This is a genomic window from Actinobacillus genomosp. 1 (assembly GCF_029774175.1).
Taxonomy (GTDB): Bacteria; Pseudomonadota; Gammaproteobacteria; order Enterobacterales; family Pasteurellaceae; genus Actinobacillus.
Map to the genome: position 1 here is coordinate 878,918 of NZ_CP103834.1, position 22,241 is coordinate 901,158.

The window sequence follows — 22,241 nt, forward strand, 5'->3', positions numbered from 1 at the left end:
CAATAACAAAGGAATAGTCTATTAAAACAGCCATTTTATTTCACAAAAACAATTAAAAATTTAACCGCTTCCCTTTAACGAACCTGGATGCGCTTTGCAAGACTCTGAATTAGTGCGGGTCCTTGATAAATCATTGCCGAATAAACCTGTAGCAAACTTGCGCCGGCATTAATCTTTTCTTGACCGGACTCAACGGAATGAATACCACCGCTACCGATAATAGGTAATGAACCGTTTAACTCTTTTGCTAATGTGCTAATCAAGCGCGTACTCAGCATATTCAACGGTTTGCCGCTTAAGCCGCCCTGTTGTTCCGCATTCTTTAAACCTTGTACGGGCTCTCGAGAAAGTGTGGTATTGCCTGCAATTACCCCATCAATCTTATGCCGCACTAAACTATCCGCTACCGAAGCGATTTCTTCATCGGTTAAATCCGGTGCGATTTTTAACACAAGCGGTTTATATTGATTAAATTTTTCCGACAAAATCCCTTGCTCGTTTTTCAACGCTCGTAGCAAGTCATCTAACGCTTCGCCATACTGCAAGGTACGTAAATTTTTAGTATTAGGCGAAGAAATATTAACCGTAATATAGTCTGCGTGTTCATATACCTTACGTAAACAAATTTGGTAATCGTCTAATGCCTTTTCTATCGGTGTTACCGCATTCTTACCGATATTAATACCGATTATGCCATCGTATTTTGCCTTTTTAACATTCTCAACCAGCACATCAACGCCTAAATTATTAAAACCGTTACGGTTAATAATGCCCTCCGCTTCCAAAACACGGAACTGGCGTGGTTTAGGATTCCCGTCTTGTGCAACAGGCGTAACCGTACCGACTTCAATAAATCCGAACCCAAGTTTACCAAAGCCGTCTATCGCTTCACCGTTTTTATCCGCACCGGCTGCTAAACCGATTGGATTTTTAAATTGTAATCCCATAACTTCGACGGGATTTAACGGCATAGGCAAAACATTAATCGGTAACTTTCCGACTAATTTGAGTGCTTGAATAGAAAAGTTATGTGCGGTTTCGGCATCCATTGAAAAAAGACATTTACGAATCAGAGAATACATGATGAACTCTTGGATTATATTTAGAAAGAAATAGATAAATTAAGGGCGGGTATCAAACCCGCCCTTACTGGATATTAAGCGTCGAACATTGCGGAAATCGACTCTTCGTTACTAATACGACGAATAGCCTCCGCTAACATACTTGATAATGTTAATACGCGAACTTTATTTAATGCTTTGATTTCATCCGACAACGGAATAGTATCGGTTACTACCACTTCATCTAACGCAGGATTCGCTAAATTACTTGCCGCCGTACCGGAGAATACCGCGTGTGTTGCGTAAGCGAATACACGACGAGCACCGCGTTCTTTTAACGCTTCAGCCGCTTTGACTAACGTACCGCCGGTGTCGATCATATCATCCACTAAGATACAATCACGGTCGGTCACATCACCTATAATATGCATAACTTGCGATACGTTTGCTTTCGGACGACGTTTATCGATAATCGCCATATCTGTATCGTTTAATAATTTAGCTACCGCACGAGCGCGAACAACACCGCCGATATCCGGAGAAACCACGATAGGATTTACTAAATCCGCTTTTTTCAGAATATCGTCAATTAATACCGGAGAACCGAAGACGTTATCTACCGGTACGTCAAAGAAACCTTGAATTTGCTCTGCGTGTAAATCGCAAGTTAAAACGCGATCCACACCCACACTAGAAAGGAAATCCGCCACGACTTTCGCTGTAATAGGTACACGTGCAGAACGTACTCGACGGTCTTGACGCGCGTAACCGAAGTAAGGAATTACCGCAGTAATACGACCGGCCGACGCACGACGTAACGCATCAACCATAACAATCAATTCCATAAGGTTATCGTTGGTCGGCGCACAAGTTGATTGCACGATAAAAATATCGCCGCCACGTACATTTTCATTAATTTGAACTTGGATCTCACCGTCACTAAAACGACCGACGGTCGCATCTCCAAGAGTAGTATAAAGACGTTCTGCAATACGTTTTGCAAGTTCAGGCGTTGCATTACCTGCAAACAGTTTAATATCTGGCATTGGAATTAATCCTATTGTGGGAAAGTAGTTAAATTGAGCATTTGATGTAAAGGAGAGCGATTTTGTCCTTTGGCAACAAAACCAAAAATATCTTTCGGTTTATATGCAAATACAGCTTTTGCTTCCGCTTCACTCTCAAATTCGGCGAAAATACAAGCACCTGTGCCCGTTAGCCGAAACGGTGCATATTGTAACAATTCTGCAATAAGATCTTCAACCTCGAAATAATGATCTCGCACAACTTTTTCGCAATCGTTTGTCCATTCTTCCGATAAAAGCTGCTCCAATGTTCTTTTAGGTGTATTTCTCGGTAAATTCGGGTCTTGGAAAACCGCTGCGGTAGAAATGGAAACATTCGGTTTTAATACCACATACCACGATTCTCTCGGCCGGCAAGGTACTAATTTTTCACCGACCCCTTCGGCAAATGCGGCAAAACCTCGTACAAAAATCGGTACGTCCGCTCCCAAACTTAAGCCTAATTCGGCAAGTTTTTCCAAGCTTAATCCGGTTTGCCAGAAATGATTCAAGCCGACTAAAACGGTAGCGGCATTCGACGATCCGCCACCAACACCGCCGCCCATCGGTAAACGTTTAGTCACACCGATTTTCGCTCCTTTTGTACAAGCGGTATGATTTTGCAATAATTTTGCCGCACGATAAATCAGGTTTTGTTCCTTGGTTACTCCATCAATTTCATTTAACAATTCAATTTCACCGCTTTCATTCACTTCAAACGAAATTTCGTCGCCGAAATCTAAAAACTGAAATAAGGTCTGTAATTCGTGGTAACCGTCCGCCCGTTTATTGGTGATATAAAGAAATAGGTTTAACTTAGCCGGACTAGGTAAAACAATTTTTTCCGCCATTTTTACCGCCTAAAACGCCCATTGATCCACGCGAATTTTTAATGTCTGAGATCCATTTTCCAACACGATCAATTTCGGCAAATTCGGCTGGCGATCTTCATGATATTGTACATAACTCGCTTTCCACACTTCGCCATTAATGTTATAGCTAAATTGTGAAAGTTGGCGTTTGTCGTTTACGATGTAATTACCGTCTTTTTCCGGTTGTCCTTTCAGCCAATAGGCGAATTGGTCAATCGGAAATGCGACACCGATAATTTCTTTCATCAAACTGTCCATATCGCGATCCGAACGAGAATTACCTTCGCTGTCCGAAATGGTTAAGCCTCGCACATTACGATGTAATTTTAATGATTTACTGGATAAATTAGAGGAAAGTTCCAAACCGAAATTAGCCGGCGTACGGTATTGCCAATCGAAATGAGAAGAAAAACGTTCTTCCGGGGAAATATAACCGATTTGCCCTTTAGCCGAATAACCTTGGATTTTCGCCAATTGTTGTAAATGTTGCTGCCATTGCGCATCATGATGCGGAATTTGTACGCTAGGTTGTTGTACTTCAGTCGGTTCGTTTAATACCGATTGGCACCCAGCAAGGAAAAATAAGGTTGAAAGTGAGAGAATTTTAGTGAATTTTTTCATGGATTTCCTGCTTTGCAAGCGGTTGGATTTCTAAAAACTTTTGCAAAGTTTAACGGAAATCAGACCGCTTGTCTTCAAAGAAAAAGGCACCTTATCGGTGCCTGCAATAAAATAGCCGTCAAATAAAATTATTGTCCGAATTGCAAACTATGCAATTGTTTATAAGCACCGTTTTTAGCCAGTAATTCGCTATGCGAGCCTCTTTCAATAATTTCACCGTGATCTACAACGAGAATCTCATCCGCTTTTTCAATCGTGGATAAACGATGAGCGATCACTAAAACCGTTTTATCTTTTTGTAACTCTGCTAATGCCGATTGAATCGCTCGCTCGGATTCGGTATCCAAGGCGGATGTCGCTTCATCCAAGACTAATACCGGCGAATTACGTAATAATGCACGCGCAATGGCTAAACGCTGGCGCTGACCGCCGGATAAACTTGCCCCGTTTTCACCGATTACCGTATCAAAACCGTTTTCCAGTTTTTCGATAAATTCCAACGCATGAGCCGCTCTCGCCGCTTCAACAATTTGCTCTCGGCTATATTTATCCGTAGCGGCGTAAGCAATATTATTGGCTATCGAATCATTAAACAAATGTACCTGCTGTGAAACAACCGAACATTGCTGACGAAGATTTGCCAAGGTGTAATCGTTAATATTAACGCCGTCTAATAAAATCTCGCCTTGATCGATATCGTAGAAACGGGTAAGCAAATTTGCAATCGTGGATTTACCCGATCCGGAACGTCCGACTAACGCAACGGTTTTACCTTGCGGAATACGGAACGAGATATTATTTAATGCTCGTTCGTCTTTGCCTTCATAACTGAATACGACATGATTAAATTCCACATCACCTTTTACACGTTCAACTTCACGTTTTCCAAAATCTTTTTCGGTTTCAAGATCTAAAAACTCGAATAAAGTTTGGCACGCCGCCATACCGCGTTGAAATTGAGAGTTTACGTTAGTTAGTGATTTTAACGGACGTAACATCGCCATCATGGAAGAAAATACTACGGTAAACGAACCGGCGGTTAAATTTTCACTCATTACTTCCGGAAAAGTTGCCACATAAAGTACCGCCGATAATGCGAATGAAGCGATTAATTGTACCACACCGTCCGAAATACCGTCCGCTGAAACGATTTTCATCCCTTTACGACGCATATCGTTGCTGACACGCTCAAAACGCTCTTTTTCAACTTTTTGTCCGCCGAACGAAAGTACGACTTTATGCCCTTTAAGCATTTGTTCGGTGGTCACGGTCAATTCGCCCATAGAACTCTGAATATTACGGCTTAAAGTACGAAAACGTTTTGAAACGATACCGATTAATACGCCGATAATCGGCGCCATCACAAACAAGACTAATGACAGCTGCCAACTGGTATAAATCATGACCACAAATAATGAAACTAAATATGCACCTTCTCGCACAATGGTGACCAATGCATGAGAAGATGAAGTCGCCACCATTTCCGTATCATAAGTAACACGAGAAAGTAAACGACCGGTCGGATTTTTATCAAAATAGCTGACCGGCATATACATTAAATGTTGGAAAATATTACGACGTAATGTCATCACTACATTACCCGATACCCACGCAAGGCTATAGCTGGCAATATAGTTGGTAATCCCTCTCACTAAAATAAAGACGACAACCAAGACCGCCATCAATTTTAAAAAGCTGTTATCGGCTTTACCGAAACCGTCATCCAGTAACGGTTTAAGTAAATAAATCAAGCTGGAATCGACTAAGGCATTTAACACAAGTGCGATAGCTCCGGCAATCAACCCTAATTTATACGGTCGAATCGTCGGAAACAAACGCTTAAACGTTTTAAATGTGGAAAGATCTTTTTCTTGCATAGTGATGTCTTCATTAAAAAAATTGCGCAGATTGTACCTTGAATTACACAATATACCAACTTAAACACGCCGTCTAACACGCTAAAACCGATATTAATTGTCGATTAATAAAACAAGTTCAGCACAATTTTAAAGACAAACGGGGCGAGTACCGAAGATAATACGCCGCATAAAACTAATGCTATCGAACTGTAACTGCCGGTTTTAATGCTATATTCCATACAGCGTCCCGTACCTAACGCATGAGAAACCGCTCCCATACTTAAGCCGATGGCTCTAACGTTGCGAACACCTATCCGATGTAATACGGCAAATCCGAAAACGGAACCGAGTAATCCCGCCACTAAGACGCCTACGGCGGTAATTGCCGAGCTGCCGCCGATTTGACCGGCAATCGCAATGGCAATCGGTGTTGAAACCGATTTCGGAACGATAGCGGCTAAAATATCCGGGCTTGCGCCCAATAACAGTGCAAAGCCAATTCCCGTGAGCATCGTAAAAGACGTTCCAAACGCGACAACTAATGTAATTTGTCGCCATTTTTTACGAATCTGCGGCAGCTGTTCGTAAAAAGGAAGGGCAAGCGCAACAACCGATACGCCAAGTAGATTGTTGATCGGGAAATTACCCTGATAATAGTCCGTATAAGGCACTTTACCAATCACAATCACTGCAATAACCAATGTTAAAGCAATCACAAACGGATTTAAAACCGAAGATTTCAATCGCTGGCTGATACGCTGTCCGAGCAAAAACGCCGCGATAGTTAAGAAAGAATAAAGATAAATCATAGTGCCTGCTATTTTTGATGAAAAACCCATTGAGCAAATAAGCCGATAGCAATCAAAGAAAGAGATGTACTAAATATATTTGTCAATACGAATGAAGCTAAATGAGATTCAAGAATATCAATGTGTTCGACAATCTCGGCACAGATAGGGATAAAGAAAATCGTCATGTAACGGGTAAGCGGTCTGGCACTGGGTGTAACCCATTCAACTTTTACCACACCGATAACTAAGCAGGTAAACAGTAATAACATTCCCCAAATACTATCGGAAATCCCAATCGGAATCAGAATACTAAGCAACTTTCCGCCATACAACATAGCAAAAAGTAATGCTAAAGAAATCAGCATTCTGACCATACGAACAATCATGTGAGTAGCCTCCAAAACAAGCGGTCGGATTTGCAAAAAATTTTACAAATTTAACCGCTTACCTTCTAATTTTTTAAGAATCGAATCACTTTGCTTAAATCACGGGTACGTGTCGATGGCGGTAAACTTTTCAAGAACGTCTTACCGTAATTTCGCATCACTAAACGTGAATCACAAATGATCACCACGCCTCTATCGGTCACATCACGAATTAATCGCCCTACTCCCTGCTTCAGCGTGATTACCGCTTCCGGAATTTGAATATCGTTAAACGGCTCTCCGCCTTGTAAACGGCAATCTTCCATACGCGCTCTTAGCAACGGCTCATCCGGCGAGGTAAACGGCAACTTATCAATAATCACCAACGATAAGGCATCGCCTCGTACATCAATCCCTTCCCAAAAACTTTGAGTAGCGACTAACACGCTATTCTGTTCCGCTACAAACTTTTCCAATAAGCGAGCTTTACTGGTTTCCCCTTGTAATAACACACTTAATTTGCTGTGTTCACGCAGAAAATCCGCTAAACCTCGCATCATAAAATAGGAAGTACATAGCAAAAAGCAGCGACCGTTATTCGCTTCAATCACGGGCATCAACATTTTACCGAGTTCGGTTAAGGTGTGCGATTTATTGGTATCCGGTAAATAGCGAGGGACACAAAGTAGCGATTGATTAGCGTAATCAAAAGGACTTTGCAGCACCAATTGTTCCGCATTCTCAATGCCTAAACGCTGACAAAAGTGATCAAATTTGCCGCCGACCTCTAGCGTTGCTGAAGTAAATACCCAACCAATCTGCTGATTTTTAAGTTGTTCGCCGAATTTATCCGCCACGGTTAAAGGCGTGATATGTAAACCGAAAGAACGACCGTTGGCCTCATACCAATAACAATAGCCAACCACCGTAGTATCGCTCAATTTTTTTAATTGAACTTTGACTTCTGCTAATCTTTCGAAAATTTTATCGAGCGTTTCCGAACGACCTAGCGATTTTTTAATCACTTCGCTTAAAAAATCAATGTTTTCCGCCACTTTAGCTAAACCGTCCACGACTTTTTGGTCGTTAAACAACTCTCGTAAATTACCTCGGAGTGTGCCTTCCGCCCCCATTAACAAACGAAAATCTTGCACCACTTTTTGCAAGTGATCAGCGGCTTTGCCTAACTGAGCGAGATCTTTTAATTCGGTCCGATAAACAATATTGGTATCTTTGCAAATATCGAATAACTGGCGAGAACTTAACGATTGACCGAAATATTGACTAGCAATATCCGGTAATTGATGTGCTTCGTCAAAAATGATCAGTTCCGCTTCCGGAATTAACTCACCGAAACCGGTTTCTTTGACCGCCATATCGGCACAAAACAGATGATGATTGACCACCACCACATCCGCTTCCATCGCTCGGCGGCGAGCCTGCACTACATAGCAATCTTTAAAATGCGGACAATCCGAACCTAAGCAACTTTCTGCGGTACTGACTAACTGCGGTAAAATCGGGCTGTCTTCCGCAATTGTGATACATTCGCTTAAATCACCGGTTTTCGTACCGGTATGCCATTTGCTGACTTTCGATAAATCCGCTAACACCGATTTATCCCCCAATACGCCCATAGCTACGACTTGATCCAAACGTTCTAAGCAGAGGTAATTTGCTCGTCCTTTTAATAAAGCGACTTTACCTTTATATTTCAAGGCTTTCTGAATAGTCGGTAGATCTCGATTAAATAATTGATCTTGCAAATTCTTTGAACCGGTCGAAACAATGGTTTTTTTACCGGACAGCAATGCCGGTACTAAATAGGCAAAGGTTTTACCCGTACCGGTTCCGGCTTCCACGACTGCCGGAGTGGCAAATTTAACCGCTCTTCCGACCGCTTGCGCCATTTCAAGTTGCGCCGCACGAGGGCGGAATCCTTGAATATTGCTACTTAATAAACCGTCTTCACTGAAAGCGTGGAGAATTTTATCGTCATATTTCATATTTGTTATTTATTTGTAAATTATTTTCAATGTGTTATATTTTAGTTATTCCAAACTATTTAAAAGTAAATCTTTTGTGTAAAATGAACTTTTAGATTTCCTGCTCCTTTTAGGATAATAAATGAGTATTATTGAATTTCTTAGCTATGGCTCAATCCTGATTCTCGCTCTTTCCTTTGTCATTAAAGATATGCCTAACCTTCGTATCTCTAATATTTGTTGGGGATTAGGTTTTATTTTTTACAGTCTTAACTCAGCAATATATATTGTTGCCGCTTTGAATTTATTGATTGTCGTTTTAAACGGCTATTTTTTGATTAAAGAACGCCCGTAACATTGATTATCCGCTACGTCTATTTAACTCGCACAATATCGTTCCACTCATCTATTATCAAAAACTAGCGGTCTGATTTTCTAAGAAATTTGCAAATTTCCTGCAAAATCAGACCGCTTGTTAAACACCGTTTGGCATTTACCCTTTAGCTAAGATCTCTTTTAAAAATCTTGCCGTGTGCGAGCGTTTATCTTTCGCCACCTCTTCCGGTGTACCGGTCGCAATAATTTGTCCGCCGCCCGAACCGCCTTCAGGGCCTAAGTCCACAATCCAGTCGGCGGTTTTAATCACATCTAAATTATGCTCGATCACCACAATCGTATTACCTTGGTCACGCAATGTGTGTAACACCGAAAGTAACTGTTTAATATCGGCAAAATGCAAACCGGTAGTCGGTTCATCTAAGATATATAACGTTTTACCTGTATCACGTTTGGAAAGCTCAGTTGCTAATTTCACACGCTGCGCTTCACCGCCGGATAGCGTAGTCGAAGACTGTCCTAAGCGAATATACGATAAACCGACATCCATTAAGGTTTGCAATTTACGCGCAATCGCCGGCACAGGTGCGAAAAATTCTCTTGCCTCTTCCACAGTCATATCCAGCACTTGATGAATCGTTTTGCCTTTATAACGAATTTCCAAGGTTTCTCGGTTATAACGTTTACCTTTACAGTGATCACACGGCACATACACATCCGGTAGGAAATGCATTTCTACCTTAATCACGCCATCACCTTGGCAGGCTTCACAACGTCCGCCACGCACGTTAAAACTAAAGCGTCCGACATTATAGCCTCTCGCTCTCGCTTCTTGAGTACCGGCAAATAATTCACGAATCGGCGTAAATAAACCGGTATAAGTTGCCGGGTTTGAACGAGGCGTACGCCCAATCGGGCTTTGGTCGATATCAATCACTTTATCGAAATGCGATAATCCATCAATTGACTCATAAGGTGCGACATCGGTACGTTCCGCACGATTTAACGCATTTTGTGCTAATGGGAACAAGGTATCGTTGATTAGAGTCGATTTACCCGAACCCGACACACCGGTAATACAAGTAAATAAACCAACCGGAATATCCAACTGTACTTGTTTTAAGTTATTACCACTTGCCCCTTTTAAGGTTAGCAATTTAGCCGCGTCATAAGGTACTCGTTTTGCCGGAATTTCAATCTTCTGCTTGCCGGAGAGGAATTGTCCGGTAATCGAATCTTCCACCTGCATAATTTCTTCCGCTGTACCTTGTGCGATAACCTGTCCGCCGTGTACACCGGCTCCCGGCCCGATATCGACAATATGATCTGCGGCACGGATCGCATCTTCATCATGCTCCACCACAATTACGGTATTACCCAAATTACGCAGATGAATTAAAGTATTTAATAAGCGTTCGTTATCACGTTGGTGCAAACCGATAGAGGGCTCATCAAGCACATACATCACCCCAACCAAGCCTGCACCGATTTGGCTAGCTAAACGAATACGTTGCGCCTCACCGCCGGATAAGGTTTCTGCCGAACGAGAAAGCGAGAGGTAATTCAAACCGACATTCACCAAGAACTGCAAACGTTCACGAATTTCTTTTAAAATTTTCTCCGCAATCTTCGCTTTTTGACCGGCAAGATCTAACTGTTCAAAAAATTCTAACGCCTCACCAATCGATTTTTCCGACACCATCGGCAAATTAGTTTTATCTAAAAATACATAGCGAGCTTCTCGACGTAAGCGAGAACCTTCACACTCCAAACACGGGCGATTATTGATATATTTCGCTAATTCCTCACGCACCGAATTCGATTCGGTTTCTTTATAACGGCGAGCCATATTATTTAACACACCTTCAAAGGTATGTTTACGTTTTACTTTATCACCGCGATCATTGACATAAACAAATTCGATTTCGTCTTTTGAGCCGTTCAGAATAATTTCACATTGTTTTTTAGTCAGATCTTTAAACGGCGTATCCAGTGAAAAATCATAATGATCCGCCACCGATTTCAACAAACCGAAATAGTAAAAGCTACGGCGATCCCAACCTTTAATCGCACCGCTTGCTAATGAGACATCCGGATTTTGTACCACTTTATTCGGGTCAAAATACTGCTCTACCCCCAAACCATCACATGTCGGGCAAGCACCCGCCGGGTTATTAAATGAGAACAAACGAGGCTCTAATTCGTGTAACGAATAGCCGCAATGCGGACAAGCGAAACTAGACGAAAAGACGATTTCATCCGCACTCGGATCATCCATATCGGCAATAATCGCGGTCGAACCAGATAAATCCAATGCCGTTTCAAACGATTCCGCTAAACGTGTGGCAATATCACTTCTCACTTTAAAGCGATCGACCACCACTTCAATCGTATGCTTCTTCTGTAATTCCAATGTCGGCGGATCAGATAAATCACAGATTTCGCCGTCAATTCTGGCACGGATATAGCCGGAAGCGGTCAGATTTTCCAATAATTTTACATGTTCGCCTTTACGATTTTTAACCACCGGTGCAAGTAACATCAAACGCTTGCCTTCCGGCTCTTCCATTACTCTATCCACCATCTGCGAAATGGTTTGTGCCGCCAACGGTAAATCGTGATCCGGACAACGAGGCTCACCGACTCTGGCAAACAATAGACGTAAATAATCGTGGATTTCGGTTACCGTACCCACAGTGGAACGTGGGTTATGCGAAGTGGATTTTTGCTCGATAGAAATTGCCGGTGAAAGCCCTTCAATATGGTCCACATCCGGTTTTTCCATCAATGAAAGGAATTGGCGTGCATAAGCGGAAAGGGATTCCACATAACGGCGTTGCCCCTCCGCATACAGCGTATCGAAAGCTAAAGAAGACTTACCCGATCCGGATAAGCCGGTAATTACAATAAATTTATCTCGAGGAAGAATTAAATTGATATTTTTAAGGTTGTGGGTTCTCGCACCACGAACATCAATGTACTGCATAATCGGTTGCTCTCACTAAAAAATGTTTTTTATTATCGCATATTTTAAGTAACTGTACAAAATATCAGTTTTAATGCGTGCATTTTTTTGAATTTCAGGTAGAATGTCGCACAAAATTTTACAGCACTTAATCAATTCACAGAGGATTTTATGGCAGGTATTAATAAAGTTATCATCGTGGGCAATTTAGGTAACGATCCTGAAATGCGCACTATGCCAAACGGCGAAGCGGTTGCAAATATTAGTGTTGCAACCAGTGAAAGTTGGACAGATAAAAATACGGGCGAACGCCGTGAAGTAACCGAATGGCACCGTATCGTATTCTACCGTCGCCAAGCGGAAGTTGCCGGTCAATACTTACGTAAAGGTTCACAAGTTTATGTTGAAGGCCGTTTAAAAACACGTAAATGGCAAGACCAAAACGGCCAAGATCGTTACACCACCGAAATCCAAGGTGACGTTTTACAAATGTTAGGCGGACGTAACCAAGGCGGTGATTTCGCCGGTAACCAAGGCGGTTGGGGAAACTCAGCACCAGCGCCACAACAAAGTTACAACCAAGGTAACAGCGGTTACGGCTATGACCAAACAGCAAGTCGCCCTGCTCAACAAGCTGCAAAACCAGCTCAAGCAGAACCGCCAATGGATAACTTCGACGACGATATCCCGTTCTGAATTCCATATACATAAATTCTGTAAAAATAAATCATAAAAATTAGGGAGAAACCTTGCAAAACAAGGTTTCTCTTTTTTTACGTTAATTTTGACATAAGTTATCTCATTTGTTAGTATTTATATATGATAATTTTGTAAATTAAATGGATATGTATAGACTAGAGACAACCCTTTTCTCAAACGGAGAACGTTTTCCTCTACTAGTTAATGAGGAAACTGGTATTCCTGATTTTTATTCAACCCTATGGGTAACTGTAGAACTGCGTAATCAATCCGCAGTGAACACTATCAGAAATAAACTAATAGCTATACAATGGCTAATGAGTTGGGAAAAAGGTAATAATCTTGTTATAAGTGATTTAATTCATAGAGAGATAGTATTAACTAGCGAGCAATTAGAATCTCTTATTCAACATATGAGGTTAAATGCAAAAAAACAAAAGAATGTAAATAGTACGAAAAAGAATGTTTTAATGAAAGGTCAAACTCAATTTATTGATATTTATTCGTCTGCATCTTTTAGCCACCAATATAATAGACTCACAATTATTTCAGAATATATATTATTTTTATCTAAAGTAATTCGTGTATCTAACGAATATATCGAAAAAATCACAAAATTAGTTACATTAATTAAAAAGGCAAGACCCCAAAATCATAAAGGATTCTCCATAAAGCCAGAAAGTGAGTTACTTGATGGTTTGTTAGATGAATTTATATCTATTTCAAATTTTTCTAACCCTAATAATCCATTTAAAGATATCGGAATTCAAAAAAGAAACCATTTAATGTTCGTTTTACTGAAAGAATTAGGAATTAGACGAGGGGAATTATTATCAATTCAAATTCCATATATTGATATAGGAACAGCTAAGTCCTCAATTACAATTAAACGAACACATGACGATAAATTTGATACAAGGAAAATACAAGCTGTAAGTAAGACTAAAGAACGGCGCTTACCAATCTCAAAAAAAACAGCTCAGCTCATCGATGACTATATTATGAACTATCGTTCTAAAATCCCTTATGCAAATGCACATCCATATTTATTTGTAACTCATAGAAAGGGGAAAACACAAGGAAATCCAATTAGTACAAGTTCTTTTGATAATGTTATTTTACCCACAATGAAACAGATAGATCCTAAATTTTCTATCATTCATCCACATATCTTTCGTCATGAATGGAACTTAGATTTTTCACGAAAAGTAGATAAGAATAACCAAAGTGTAAATAATGATTCTTCTCATAAAGATTTTATTTCACCTGAAAAAGAAGCAAAAATGAGACAGCATCTTATGGGGCATACGTCAGAAAAATCTGGAAATGTTTACAATCAACGTTATATTCAAGAAAAAGCTAATAAAATATTATTAGAACTCCAAACTGAATTTCAGGAAAAGGTTGATAACTATGAGTCAGAATAAAATTCTTCGGCAATCTAGAGATGGGTATGTATTTGATGAAAATGATAATTCTTGGAAAATAAGTAAAGATAAAACCATCAATTTTTCTCAGACAATATTAAATATAAACAAAAAAACACTAAAAGGATTCAGAAAAACATTAGCTGTATATGCTGAAAAATATTCAAGTTACCATGTATTTCACATGTATCAACAATTTCAACGATTAGTAATTTCAACCAATCTAAAGAACATTGATGTATCAATAATATTGAATTGGAAAAATACATTAGGAAAAGAACATGAATGGTATTTAGGGGCATTAAAAGGTTTTTTACTCTCATGGTATGAATACGGTTACTATGGGGTTGATAAATCTGTTGCATCTCTATTAGAAAGCTTTACCTTAAGCGGAAATGATAAAGGTAAATCGGTATTAATGAGATGCCCTTATACAGGAGCTTTTACTGAAAATGAAATTTTGGCTTTAATGGTTGAACTAGCAAGACTCTGGAAAGAAGATCTTATTTCATTTGAAGCGTATACATATATTCACTTGCTACAAGCTACTGCTAGAAGACCTATTCAAATACGCCATTTAAAATTTGAAGACCTAAAAAAAGAAATATCACAAGGAACATGGAACTACTACTTAAATATTCCTAGTGCTAAAAAAAGAGGTGGATTATTTAGAACTACATTTAAAAAATTAGCAATAACCGAAGATCTATATTTGATCTTATTAAACTTTATAGATTTTCAATACAAAAAATTACTTGAGATAGTGAGCGAATCATTTATCTCTAGTTATAAGATGAAATTGCCAATCTTTATAGATTGGAGGGGATTGAAAATGAATATAAAAAATAAATGCTTCGATATATCGTTATTAGATAAGGATTTTTTTCATTATTCAGCTTCATCATTGGAACAAAATGTATTACGAAAATTTTGTATTCAACAAAAAGCCGTTTCAGAAAGAACTGGGGAAATTATTCATGTAACTGCAAGACGCTTTCGCCATACTAGAGGAACTAATTTAGGGAGAAAGGGTGTTGGAGCAACAATTATAGCGGAGCTTTTAGATCACACAGATACACAAAATGTAAAAGTTTATACCGAAAATACAGCTGATACGGTGCAATATATCGATCGTGTTATGGGTGCTGAAATGGGAAAACTGGCTCAAGCATTTACGGGTAGAATTATTTCTAATTTAAATGAAAGTGAAAGGGGACATGATCCAACATCTTTAATAACTAATGATGGAACAAGTACTATAGGTGCATGTGGAACAAATGATTTTTGTATAACTAGTTATGAAACTTGTTATTTGTGCCCTAAGTTTAGGCCTCTAATTGATGGTCCTCATCAGCAAATCCTAAATAAATTGTACAAAGAAAAAGAAGAACGTTTAAAACAAACTAAAAGTGTAGATTACGCCTCATCCAAAGACCGTATTATTTTAGCTGTTGAATATGTTGTTCAAGCATGTAATGAAATGAAAAAATCCACAGAGGCTCATTAATTATGAATACGCCAATTTTTACTTCAACCAGTGATAATCCTAAAACTGCCTTAAATGAGTTTATTAAATTTTGTAAAAATAATCTTACAGCATTTGGAGATAATTGTTGGGAAAGTAATCAATGGAAAACAACCTTTAATATCCATACTATTCAAGTCCGTTTTTCTACAGATAGAGTTAAATCCACAGCTTATTACTATGAGCCACTAGCTAAGCCATTTATTGAATTTGCCAAAGCCTATATTAGTTATACTTATTCTCTAAATCCCATTCGCAATTTAGCCCGACATATTGAATCTTTACGTATAGTTGAAATAGCTCTCTATAATATTAAAGGAAAGGCTGACATACTTCAGCTTGATTATTTAGTTATTCATGAAGTAGAAAATATCGTATCAAAAAAATATAAAAAAGGTACGGAATCAGTCAATAAATTAGGTTATCAAATTCAAAAACTATTTGATTTTTGTAGAGAAAATCAAATCACACCTCAACTACCTTTATGGGAAAATCCTTATAAACGTCCTAGAGATTTGACTATATTACTGGATGAAAAAGGAAAAGAATACCGCTCAAGTAAAATGCCAACTGATGAAGAAATGATGTTGATTGCTAAACTCTTTCATGATGCTCCCAGTTTAGACAAAGAAACTGAATATTATACGGCTGTTATGGCTCTACTTATGGTTGCTCCATCTCGTTGTTCAGAGTTAATGTCTTTATCCATTAATTGTTTAGAGTGGGAAGAGGATAGTTTGGGAAATAAACAATTAGGTATCCGATGGATACCAGCAAAAAATGGGAAAGAAGGATTAAAATGGGTTCCTAGCAGTATGCAAGATGTTATTGTTGAAGCAGTTAAACGTTTAATAAATATCAGCTCTCCTGCACGAATAGCTGCAAAATTTGCAGAGGATACTCCAAACACACTAATGTTATTAGATAAAACTCTTCTATCGCATACACCACTGCTTCAAAAACCTTTAACTGAGATAGAGATAGGTAAAATTTTAGGTGTTAATGGAAAAAATGGACTTAATGCTAAATGGTTTAAAAATTTAATGCATGAAAATCATGGTATTATAACGTATGACACATTAGGAAAATACTTATATAAAAAATACACATCCAAATTTAATTACTGGCCATATATTGATAAAAATAAAAATGTTAAGGCTTCAGAAGCTTTATTGTTGTTCCGAGAAAATGAATTCCATGATAAATTTCCTCCTAAAAATTTTTCTTTTGTCTTACCAACCGTGAATCAAATTAATGATAGATTTTGCTATTCTGAGACACGCCCTAAAACATCATTATGGGAAAAACATTGCATAGTTACATCTAAAGGAGAATTTATTAGATTACCATCGCACAATGCGAGACATTGGCTAAGTACAAAAGCTGAGCGTGGTGGAATGGATGAATTAACTTTAGCTAATTGGGCGGGACGAGCTAGAGTTGCAGATAACAAAGCTTATGATCACAGAACAGAAGAAGAAAAAAGTGAATCAGCTAGAAATTTACTCATTCCTGAGGATATTTCCATCTTAGATAAAATTCATTTGAATCTTCCTGTTACCTATGAAGACTTAGGAAAAGATAGAATTGGAATCGCAACAGTAACAGAAATAGGTATTTGCGAACACGATTATGCAATGTCACCATGCTCTCGTCATGGTGATTGTGAAACATGCAAAGAGCTTGTGTGTATTAAAGGCTTAGAATCTTCTTTAGAAATCTTAAAACAACGTGAAACTCAGCTAACTGAACAATTTAATAAAGCTAAAGAACACCATAAAATAGGTGTTTTTGGCGCAGATCGTTGGATAAGTAATTTGGGATGGAGACTAACACACATAAAAACTAAAATTAAGTTCTTAGAAAATAATGCTATCCCAAATGGTTCATTATTACGAATGCCAGATGAATATGATCCTTCCCCGGTCAAATTAGTTTTACTGGAGAAAGGAATGGATATAGATATAAAAACGCAAGAAACAGCTAAATTAGACGATGATTTATACAGATTAATGGAGTTATAGTATGCCTAAAATTCTTATTACAGAAGAAAATTTAGAAGATATTATCTTATTAATTAATACTTGGGAAGGCAAATTAACATGGGATTTACTTTGTAATAAAGTATCAGAGCTGCTTAATGTTAAAAGTATTGAAAGGCAGTCTCTAGCAAATTATTCAGATGTTCAAAAAGCCTTTACTAAACGAAAACAAAGAATAAAAGAAAGCATAAAAGCTAATCCTCTACCAAATGTAACCGTTGATTATCTACAAAAGCAAATCAATAATTTGAAAGCTCAAGTAGAACGCTTAGAAGAAATCAATGAGCGATACAAGCAACAATTCATTGTATGGCAATATAATGCATATATGCATGGTATGACAAGCGATAAGCTCAATCAACCTCTTATTGCAATTAATCGCCAGCAAAGATAACAGACCTGTGTCTATCTATTCGATCAGATTTTTATTTTTAGGGGCATAGTAGACAAAAAGGTTGGTAAAAAGTGGGTTAAAGCCTTATAGTACAAGGCTTTAACCTACCTTTTTGAAATATGAATAAAAACTTGCCCTTTTTGTCAATCTTCCAAAACACAAAAGTATGGCTTTAAAAATAAGCTTCAACGTTATAAATATTCAGCTTGCAATAAAATATTTACCTTAACATCTAAATTAAATTCGACCCAAATTTGGTTGGATTATTCTGTTGGAAAACAAACATATCAACAACTCGCTAACAAATATCAGTGTTCAGTAAACAATTCAACGATATTTAGAAAAAGCCCCTAAAGCCTTCTTAAATGCCCCTCAAAATAAATATTTAAATTTAATTATTGATACCACTTTCTTTCATCGTGATTTTGGCGTGATGGTTTTTATTGATAGCCTTTCAACCAAAGTGGTTTATCACCAAATTGTGAAAACGGAAAAAGATATTTATTACAAGAAAGCCATCAATCATTTAAGAGAAAAAGGCTATATCATTCAATCTATTACCTGTGATGGCAGGCGTGGTTTATTGAAAGATTTAATGAATACGCCCACGCAAATGTGCCAATTTCATTTAGTGGCAATCGTGATGAGAGCATTAAGAAAAAAGCATCAATCTCACGCAGGAAGAGAATTAAAAACCATAATAAAAACGTTAAAGGCAAGTTCAAAAAATGAATTTTATTTAAAAATGCATTACTGGAAAATAAAGCATAAAGCCTTTTTAGAGGAACGGTCAGATAAACCGAATGAAAAAGGAAAATATCCTTATAAACATCGAAATGTAAGGAGTGCTTTAGCAAGTATTAAACGTTATTTGGAATATATTTTTACTTATGAGAAATATCCAGAATTACATATTGAAAAGACGACAAATAGGATAGAAGGATTATTTAAAGAACTGAAAGATAAATTACGTCCACATAGTGGTTTAACGAGAAAGCATAAGATATTGTTTATACAGGATTTTTAAATAAAAAGAGTGGCTAATGATGATGAGGAAATTATAAAACCAACCCTTTTGTCCAATAGAGGCATAGTTTTGCAAAATACCAACCTTTTTGTCTACTATGCCTTTTTAGGGCGTCCGTTAAGTGTGAGAGATTTATTTACTTAACCTGGTTATGTTTCAAAAGCAGAGTAAACAAGATGGTTCAGATATATGATGGTGTATTTCTAAATATCTAGAAAAAACTGTTCTTGCACTCATTAGGACAAGTATTTTTTTATTTATTTGTAGCAGATAAGCTATCTAAAAATACTAATAATCCTCTCCGTTCATCAGCACTTAGCTGATCCATGTGATAAGCTAAACGCTCTCTCACTTCATCTTCACCAATAGGAATAAATTTTCTTGTATTGGTGACTTTCTTTTCTTCAGATAAACAATCAATAAAGAACCACCCAATAGCTGTATCAAGTGTCGCTGCAATTTCAACTAAATGAGAAACATTAATTTTATTATCACCACGTTCATAGCGAGAGAGTTGCTGTTGAGCAATACCAATCTGTTCTGAAAGTGCAGAGGCAGTAAATCCTAATTCTTTTCTGCGTTGTTGGATTCGTTTCCCTATAAATCTATCTACATCTGTCACCGATAATTTAGACATTACTCAATATTCCTTCACTTATCTTTTATTGATATTTTCGTTGATGATTTACCAATAAAGGAATATCTGATAAAGTATATAAAGCTGAAATTACCTAATAAAGGAATATTTTAGTATCTACATAAATTAAACAAAGAAGGATTTTAACAATGAAGAAGCTACTCTCTGTATTAGCTATTGCTATGTTTTCTACTAACGTTGCGGCAGCCCCCGATCTTGACCAAGCTAAACTGGATACTCTTACTAAAATTTATCATAAGAGTGGTATCAATAACCCTTACGGTCATTTAGAAAAATATGTTACACCAGATTTCAAAAAGGTTATTGCAAAGGCTAAAAAGCACGATAAATCAGAAGAGGATTTTGATTCACTCTGCTTAGGAGGATATACGATTTATGGTGTAGGACAAGATTGGGAACCGAGCCAGCCTAAATTTAAAGTCGTGGCTGATAAAGTGCAGATGACAGCATTCCGCATGAAAAATGATAAAAGCACAAAGGTAACACTCAAATATTCATTTGAATGTAAGGATAATCAATGCTTAGTTTCAGATTTCATTACGGAAAATGGTTATAGCTTCAAAAAATCACTCGCCCAATGTGCAATGTAAGTGAGGTCAGAAATGAAAAAGTTATCTATTGCATTACTTACTATCAGCATGCTAACTGGTTGTACACAAATTCAAAATTCAGTGGAGAGACTACCTGATAATTCCGTATTAAAGCATCTTGTGCAGCTTACATCAAAGATTGGAAATTCGGTATCAGGTATTCCAGCTAATGTAACGCAAAAACAATTTACTGATAATTTAATTAAACAGCTATATCCACAGGCTATTTATGATAATGGGTGGCAAGTAGAAGATATATTGATTCAGCATACACTGAAAGACATTCGCACAACAGAAGGTGAAAAACGTTATGTTGCTATATATCAACCCAAAATGGGTAGCCATCTTTTCATTTTTGACAAACAATCAGATACTTGGACTTTAGAACAGCAAATGAATGATGAGTTAGACTTAGCTCCGTCAGAAATCAAAATTGTCTCATTAGGGAAAAGTAGTCTTGGATTTCAATTAAAAATAAATGATGGTGGCACATCAGGAGAAGATAGCAGTATCTACTGGATTTATAATGTAGGTAATGCGCTAAATAAAATTTCAGGTTGTGAAAGTTCATCATCTCGTTCAACAACGATTAATTTTGAATGCAAGCCCAAAATTCGCTCAGATATCAAATCAGCAAATGGTTTTTATCCTATTGAGCTAAGTTATGTATTAGATAAAGTTCACATTATTGAAAGCCCCATAGGGGACAATGTTCCTAAAGGATATAGCTGGGCAGGTGGTTATGCAAGTAAGAAATTAGGTTCAAGAAAAGGGAAAGTTCTTGTTGAATTTAATACATCGAAACAAACATATATGCTACCGACTTCATTTGAAAAAGCATTAAGTTCTAATAATGCCGATAGTCTATGGAATTACTTTAATAAATAAATTACATTGGAGTAAATATGCTTAATTTTGTTCTCAAACATTTATTTAAGTTTGCGGTTGAGATTGTTAGTAGGAAAGTCAATTTACCACCCAATATCGCTCAAACAGTAAACTCTGTATTTAATACTAATTTTAATAACATTAAAGTGGATATTAAAACAGACAAGAAACAACTTATATCTTTATTATCTCAAGCTAAATCAGAAGATGAAGCTAATAAAATAAGAGAGGTATTAAAAGAGCAAGATAAGAGAAAACAACTACCATTTAAATTACTAGCATTAGGTGGAATTATTGTACTTATAGCAATTCCTTTTAATGTAAGTTTACGTTCTCACCCAGATGAATTATGGACGGCTTTCTTTTTAGGATTTGCAATTTTATTTGCACTTTATAGATACTATATCTACATACGAACTAGCTATCAGTGCAAGCATTGTTTTACTACGGATAGAATTGCAAATTATCCCCTTGTTGATTTAAAAAACACCGCTTCATTTCAGTCTTTTAGGTCTAACACGGATTATATGGGACATGATAATCACGCACATTACTATGAAACGAGAAACTATCAAACCACAACACAATTTTTTGATAGAACATCTCAATGTCCTTGTTGTGGTCACATTCAAATGATAAAGACTGTGAGACGACAAACATCACAAATTTAAGCCGATTAAATTTAGTTATTGAGGATACACAATGAAAAAACTTATTACCCCTTGTATTATGGCTTTTTTTCTTTCAGGTTGTACGGTTGCCGAATTTAATAAATTTATACAATCGACAACGACAGAAACAAAACAAACTCAACACAAATCCAAAGTTGAAAAACAAACATCTTCAACAGGACAAGTTATTCGGATTAAGAAGAACCCTAATAAAGGGAAAAAGCGAGTAAATGTAGGTGGTATGGAAATGCCTTCTCAGTTTTCTTATGATGAAGACGGTGATTTACAATTTACACCTAAAACATCAGACAGAGATATTAGAGAATACAACCGTATTCTAAAAGGTACTGGTATTCGAATAGAAGGATATTAAAAACGTGTTATTTTGATCGATTAAAGGC

General features: G+C 37.5%; 22 protein-coding genes. 12 read left to right on the plus strand and 10 right to left on the minus strand.

Features of this window, described 5'->3' with window-relative positions:
• Positions 1–74: 74 nt before the first annotated feature.
• The 8 genes from pyrD to NYR63_RS04115 form a co-directional block, all read right to left on the minus strand.
• The gene (gene pyrD, locus NYR63_RS04080; RefSeq protein WP_279458308.1) at positions 75–1,082 is read right to left on the minus strand and encodes a quinone-dependent dihydroorotate dehydrogenase; all 1,008 of its coding nucleotides are present in this window, start codon (positions 1,080–1,082) and stop codon (positions 75–77) included.
• A gap of 74 nt (positions 1,083–1,156) precedes the next feature.
• Positions 1,157–2,107: a ribose-phosphate pyrophosphokinase gene (locus NYR63_RS04085; protein ID WP_279458309.1), complete on the minus strand. Its 951-nt coding sequence runs from the start codon at positions 2,105–2,107 to the stop codon at positions 1,157–1,159.
• A gap of 11 nt (positions 2,108–2,118) precedes the next feature.
• Positions 2,119–2,976: a 4-(cytidine 5'-diphospho)-2-C-methyl-D-erythritol kinase gene (gene ispE / locus NYR63_RS04090; protein ID WP_279458310.1), complete on the minus strand. Its 858-nt coding sequence runs from the start codon at positions 2,974–2,976 to the stop codon at positions 2,119–2,121.
• A 9-nt stretch (positions 2,977–2,985) separates the two neighbouring features.
• Positions 2,986–3,618, minus strand: a complete 633-nt coding sequence (gene lolB / locus NYR63_RS04095; protein ID WP_005601034.1) for a lipoprotein insertase outer membrane protein LolB — start codon at positions 3,616–3,618, stop codon at positions 2,986–2,988.
• A gap of 128 nt (positions 3,619–3,746) precedes the next feature.
• A complete protein-coding gene (gene msbA, locus NYR63_RS04100) occupies positions 3,747–5,495 on the minus strand; it encodes a lipid A ABC transporter ATP-binding protein/permease MsbA (RefSeq protein WP_279458311.1) in 1,749 nt (582 codons plus the stop codon).
• A gap of 104 nt (positions 5,496–5,599) precedes the next feature.
• Positions 5,600–6,286 carry a CidB/LrgB family autolysis modulator gene (locus NYR63_RS04105; protein WP_279458312.1) on the minus strand — a complete coding sequence of 229 codons (687 nt, stop codon included), beginning with the start codon at positions 6,284–6,286 and terminating at the stop codon, positions 5,600–5,602.
• 8 nt (positions 6,287–6,294) lie between these two features.
• Positions 6,295–6,654 (minus strand): CidA/LrgA family protein, encoded by a 360-nt coding sequence (locus tag NYR63_RS04110; RefSeq protein WP_279458313.1) that lies wholly within the window; start codon positions 6,652–6,654, stop codon positions 6,295–6,297.
• A 65-nt stretch (positions 6,655–6,719) separates the two neighbouring features.
• Entirely contained in the window at positions 6,720–8,639 is a 1,920-nt protein-coding gene (locus NYR63_RS04115; protein ID WP_279458314.1) for an ATP-dependent DNA helicase, read from the minus strand.
• A gap of 121 nt (positions 8,640–8,760) precedes the next feature.
• On the opposite strand from NYR63_RS04115, the gene NYR63_RS04120 reads away from it, so the two are divergent.
• Positions 8,761–8,973: a hypothetical protein gene (locus NYR63_RS04120; protein WP_279458315.1), complete on the plus strand. Its 213-nt coding sequence runs from the start codon at positions 8,761–8,763 to the stop codon at positions 8,971–8,973.
• A gap of 138 nt (positions 8,974–9,111) precedes the next feature.
• Here the strand turns inward: NYR63_RS04120 and uvrA are convergent, their stop codons facing one another.
• Positions 9,112–11,940 carry an excinuclease ABC subunit UvrA gene (gene uvrA / locus NYR63_RS04125; RefSeq protein WP_279458316.1) on the minus strand — a complete coding sequence of 943 codons (2,829 nt, stop codon included), beginning with the start codon at positions 11,938–11,940 and terminating at the stop codon, positions 9,112–9,114.
• 150 nt (positions 11,941–12,090) lie between these two features.
• Between uvrA and NYR63_RS04130 the strand changes: the two genes are divergently transcribed.
• From NYR63_RS04130 to NYR63_RS04155, 7 genes are all read left to right on the plus strand, one after another.
• On the plus strand, positions 12,091–12,615 hold the full coding sequence (locus NYR63_RS04130) for a single-stranded DNA-binding protein (protein ID WP_005601045.1): 525 nt from the start codon (positions 12,091–12,093) through the stop codon (positions 12,613–12,615).
• Between the two features lie 149 nt (positions 12,616–12,764).
• Complete coding sequence (locus tag NYR63_RS04135; protein ID WP_347710368.1) at positions 12,765–14,045, plus strand: site-specific integrase; 1,281 nt, start codon at positions 12,765–12,767, stop codon at positions 14,043–14,045.
• Positions 14,032–15,552 carry a site-specific integrase gene (locus NYR63_RS04140; protein WP_279458319.1) on the plus strand — a complete coding sequence of 507 codons (1,521 nt, stop codon included), beginning with the start codon at positions 14,032–14,034 and terminating at the stop codon, positions 15,550–15,552. The genes NYR63_RS04135 and NYR63_RS04140 overlap by 14 nt, the downstream gene beginning before the upstream one ends.
• A 2-nt stretch (positions 15,553–15,554) precedes the next feature.
• Entirely contained in the window at positions 15,555–17,594 is a 2,040-nt protein-coding gene (locus NYR63_RS04145; RefSeq protein WP_279458320.1) for an integrase, read from the plus strand.
• Between the two features lies 1 nt (position 17,595).
• The gene (locus tag NYR63_RS04150; protein ID WP_279458321.1) at positions 17,596–18,006 is read left to right on the plus strand and encodes a hypothetical protein; all 411 of its coding nucleotides are present in this window, start codon (positions 17,596–17,598) and stop codon (positions 18,004–18,006) included.
• A gap of 123 nt (positions 18,007–18,129) precedes the next feature.
• On the plus strand, positions 18,130–18,360 hold the full coding sequence (locus NYR63_RS11305; protein WP_431831771.1) for an IS1/IS1595 family N-terminal zinc-binding domain-containing protein: 231 nt from the start codon (positions 18,130–18,132) through the stop codon (positions 18,358–18,360).
• A complete protein-coding gene (locus NYR63_RS04155; RefSeq protein ID WP_431831772.1) occupies positions 18,332–19,033 on the plus strand; it encodes an IS256 family transposase, variant Zn-binding type in 702 nt (233 codons plus the stop codon). The genes NYR63_RS11305 and NYR63_RS04155 overlap by 29 nt, the downstream gene beginning before the upstream one ends.
• Positions 19,034–19,286: 253 nt before the next feature.
• Here the strand turns inward: NYR63_RS04155 and NYR63_RS04160 are convergent, their stop codons facing one another.
• Positions 19,287–19,670: a helix-turn-helix domain-containing protein gene (locus NYR63_RS04160; RefSeq protein ID WP_279458322.1), complete on the minus strand. Its 384-nt coding sequence runs from the start codon at positions 19,668–19,670 to the stop codon at positions 19,287–19,289.
• A 149-nt stretch (positions 19,671–19,819) separates the two neighbouring features.
• Here NYR63_RS04160 and NYR63_RS04165 point away from each other — a divergent pair, with 149 nt between their 5' ends.
• The 4 genes from NYR63_RS04165 to NYR63_RS04180 are packed head-to-tail and all read left to right on the plus strand — an operon-like array spanning position 19,820 to position 22,213.
• Entirely contained in the window at positions 19,820–20,281 is a 462-nt protein-coding gene (locus tag NYR63_RS04165) for a hypothetical protein (protein WP_279458323.1), read from the plus strand.
• 12 nt (positions 20,282–20,293) lie between these two features.
• On the plus strand, positions 20,294–21,169 hold the full coding sequence (locus NYR63_RS04170) for a hypothetical protein (protein WP_279458324.1): 876 nt from the start codon (positions 20,294–20,296) through the stop codon (positions 21,167–21,169).
• Between the two features lie 17 nt (positions 21,170–21,186).
• Complete coding sequence (locus NYR63_RS04175) at positions 21,187–21,840, plus strand: hypothetical protein (protein WP_021117068.1); 654 nt, start codon at positions 21,187–21,189, stop codon at positions 21,838–21,840.
• A 31-nt stretch (positions 21,841–21,871) separates the two neighbouring features.
• Positions 21,872–22,213, plus strand: a complete 342-nt coding sequence (locus NYR63_RS04180) for a hypothetical protein (RefSeq protein WP_279458325.1) — start codon at positions 21,872–21,874, stop codon at positions 22,211–22,213.
• The last annotated feature ends 28 nt before the right edge of the window (positions 22,214–22,241 follow it).

Coding starts and splice junctions, on each gene's coding strand:
- pyrD (WP_279458308.1), bottom strand. CDS start 1,082: ATGTATTCTCTGATTCGTAAATGTCTTTTTTCAATGGATGCCGAAACC.
- NYR63_RS04085 (WP_279458309.1), bottom strand. CDS start 2,107: ATGCCAGATATTAAACTGTTTGCAGGTAATGCAACGCCTGAACTTGCA.
- ispE (WP_279458310.1), bottom strand. CDS start 2,976: ATGGCGGAAAAAATTGTTTTACCTAGTCCGGCTAAGTTAAACCTATTT.
- lolB (WP_005601034.1), bottom strand. CDS start 3,618: ATGAAAAAATTCACTAAAATTCTCTCACTTTCAACCTTATTTTTCCTT.
- msbA (WP_279458311.1), bottom strand. CDS start 5,495: ATGCAAGAAAAAGATCTTTCCACATTTAAAACGTTTAAGCGTTTGTTT.
- NYR63_RS04105 (WP_279458312.1), bottom strand. CDS start 6,286: ATGATTTATCTTTATTCTTTCTTAACTATCGCGGCGTTTTTGCTCGGA.
- NYR63_RS04110 (WP_279458313.1), bottom strand. CDS start 6,654: ATGATTGTTCGTATGGTCAGAATGCTGATTTCTTTAGCATTACTTTTT.
- NYR63_RS04115 (WP_279458314.1), bottom strand. CDS start 8,639: ATGAAATATGACGATAAAATTCTCCACGCTTTCAGTGAAGACGGTTTA.
- NYR63_RS04120 (WP_279458315.1), top strand. CDS start 8,761: ATGAGTATTATTGAATTTCTTAGCTATGGCTCAATCCTGATTCTCGCT.
- uvrA (WP_279458316.1), bottom strand. CDS start 11,940: ATGCAGTACATTGATGTTCGTGGTGCGAGAACCCACAACCTTAAAAAT.
- NYR63_RS04130 (WP_005601045.1), top strand. CDS start 12,091: ATGGCAGGTATTAATAAAGTTATCATCGTGGGCAATTTAGGTAACGAT.
- NYR63_RS04135 (WP_347710368.1), top strand. CDS start 12,765: ATGTATAGACTAGAGACAACCCTTTTCTCAAACGGAGAACGTTTTCCT.
- NYR63_RS04140 (WP_279458319.1), top strand. CDS start 14,032: ATGAGTCAGAATAAAATTCTTCGGCAATCTAGAGATGGGTATGTATTT.
- NYR63_RS04145 (WP_279458320.1), top strand. CDS start 15,555: ATGAATACGCCAATTTTTACTTCAACCAGTGATAATCCTAAAACTGCC.
- NYR63_RS04150 (WP_279458321.1), top strand. CDS start 17,596: ATGCCTAAAATTCTTATTACAGAAGAAAATTTAGAAGATATTATCTTA.
- NYR63_RS04160 (WP_279458322.1), bottom strand. CDS start 19,670: ATGTCTAAATTATCGGTGACAGATGTAGATAGATTTATAGGGAAACGA.
- NYR63_RS04165 (WP_279458323.1), top strand. CDS start 19,820: ATGAAGAAGCTACTCTCTGTATTAGCTATTGCTATGTTTTCTACTAAC.
- NYR63_RS04170 (WP_279458324.1), top strand. CDS start 20,294: ATGAAAAAGTTATCTATTGCATTACTTACTATCAGCATGCTAACTGGT.
- NYR63_RS04175 (WP_021117068.1), top strand. CDS start 21,187: ATGCTTAATTTTGTTCTCAAACATTTATTTAAGTTTGCGGTTGAGATT.
- NYR63_RS04180 (WP_279458325.1), top strand. CDS start 21,872: ATGAAAAAACTTATTACCCCTTGTATTATGGCTTTTTTTCTTTCAGGT.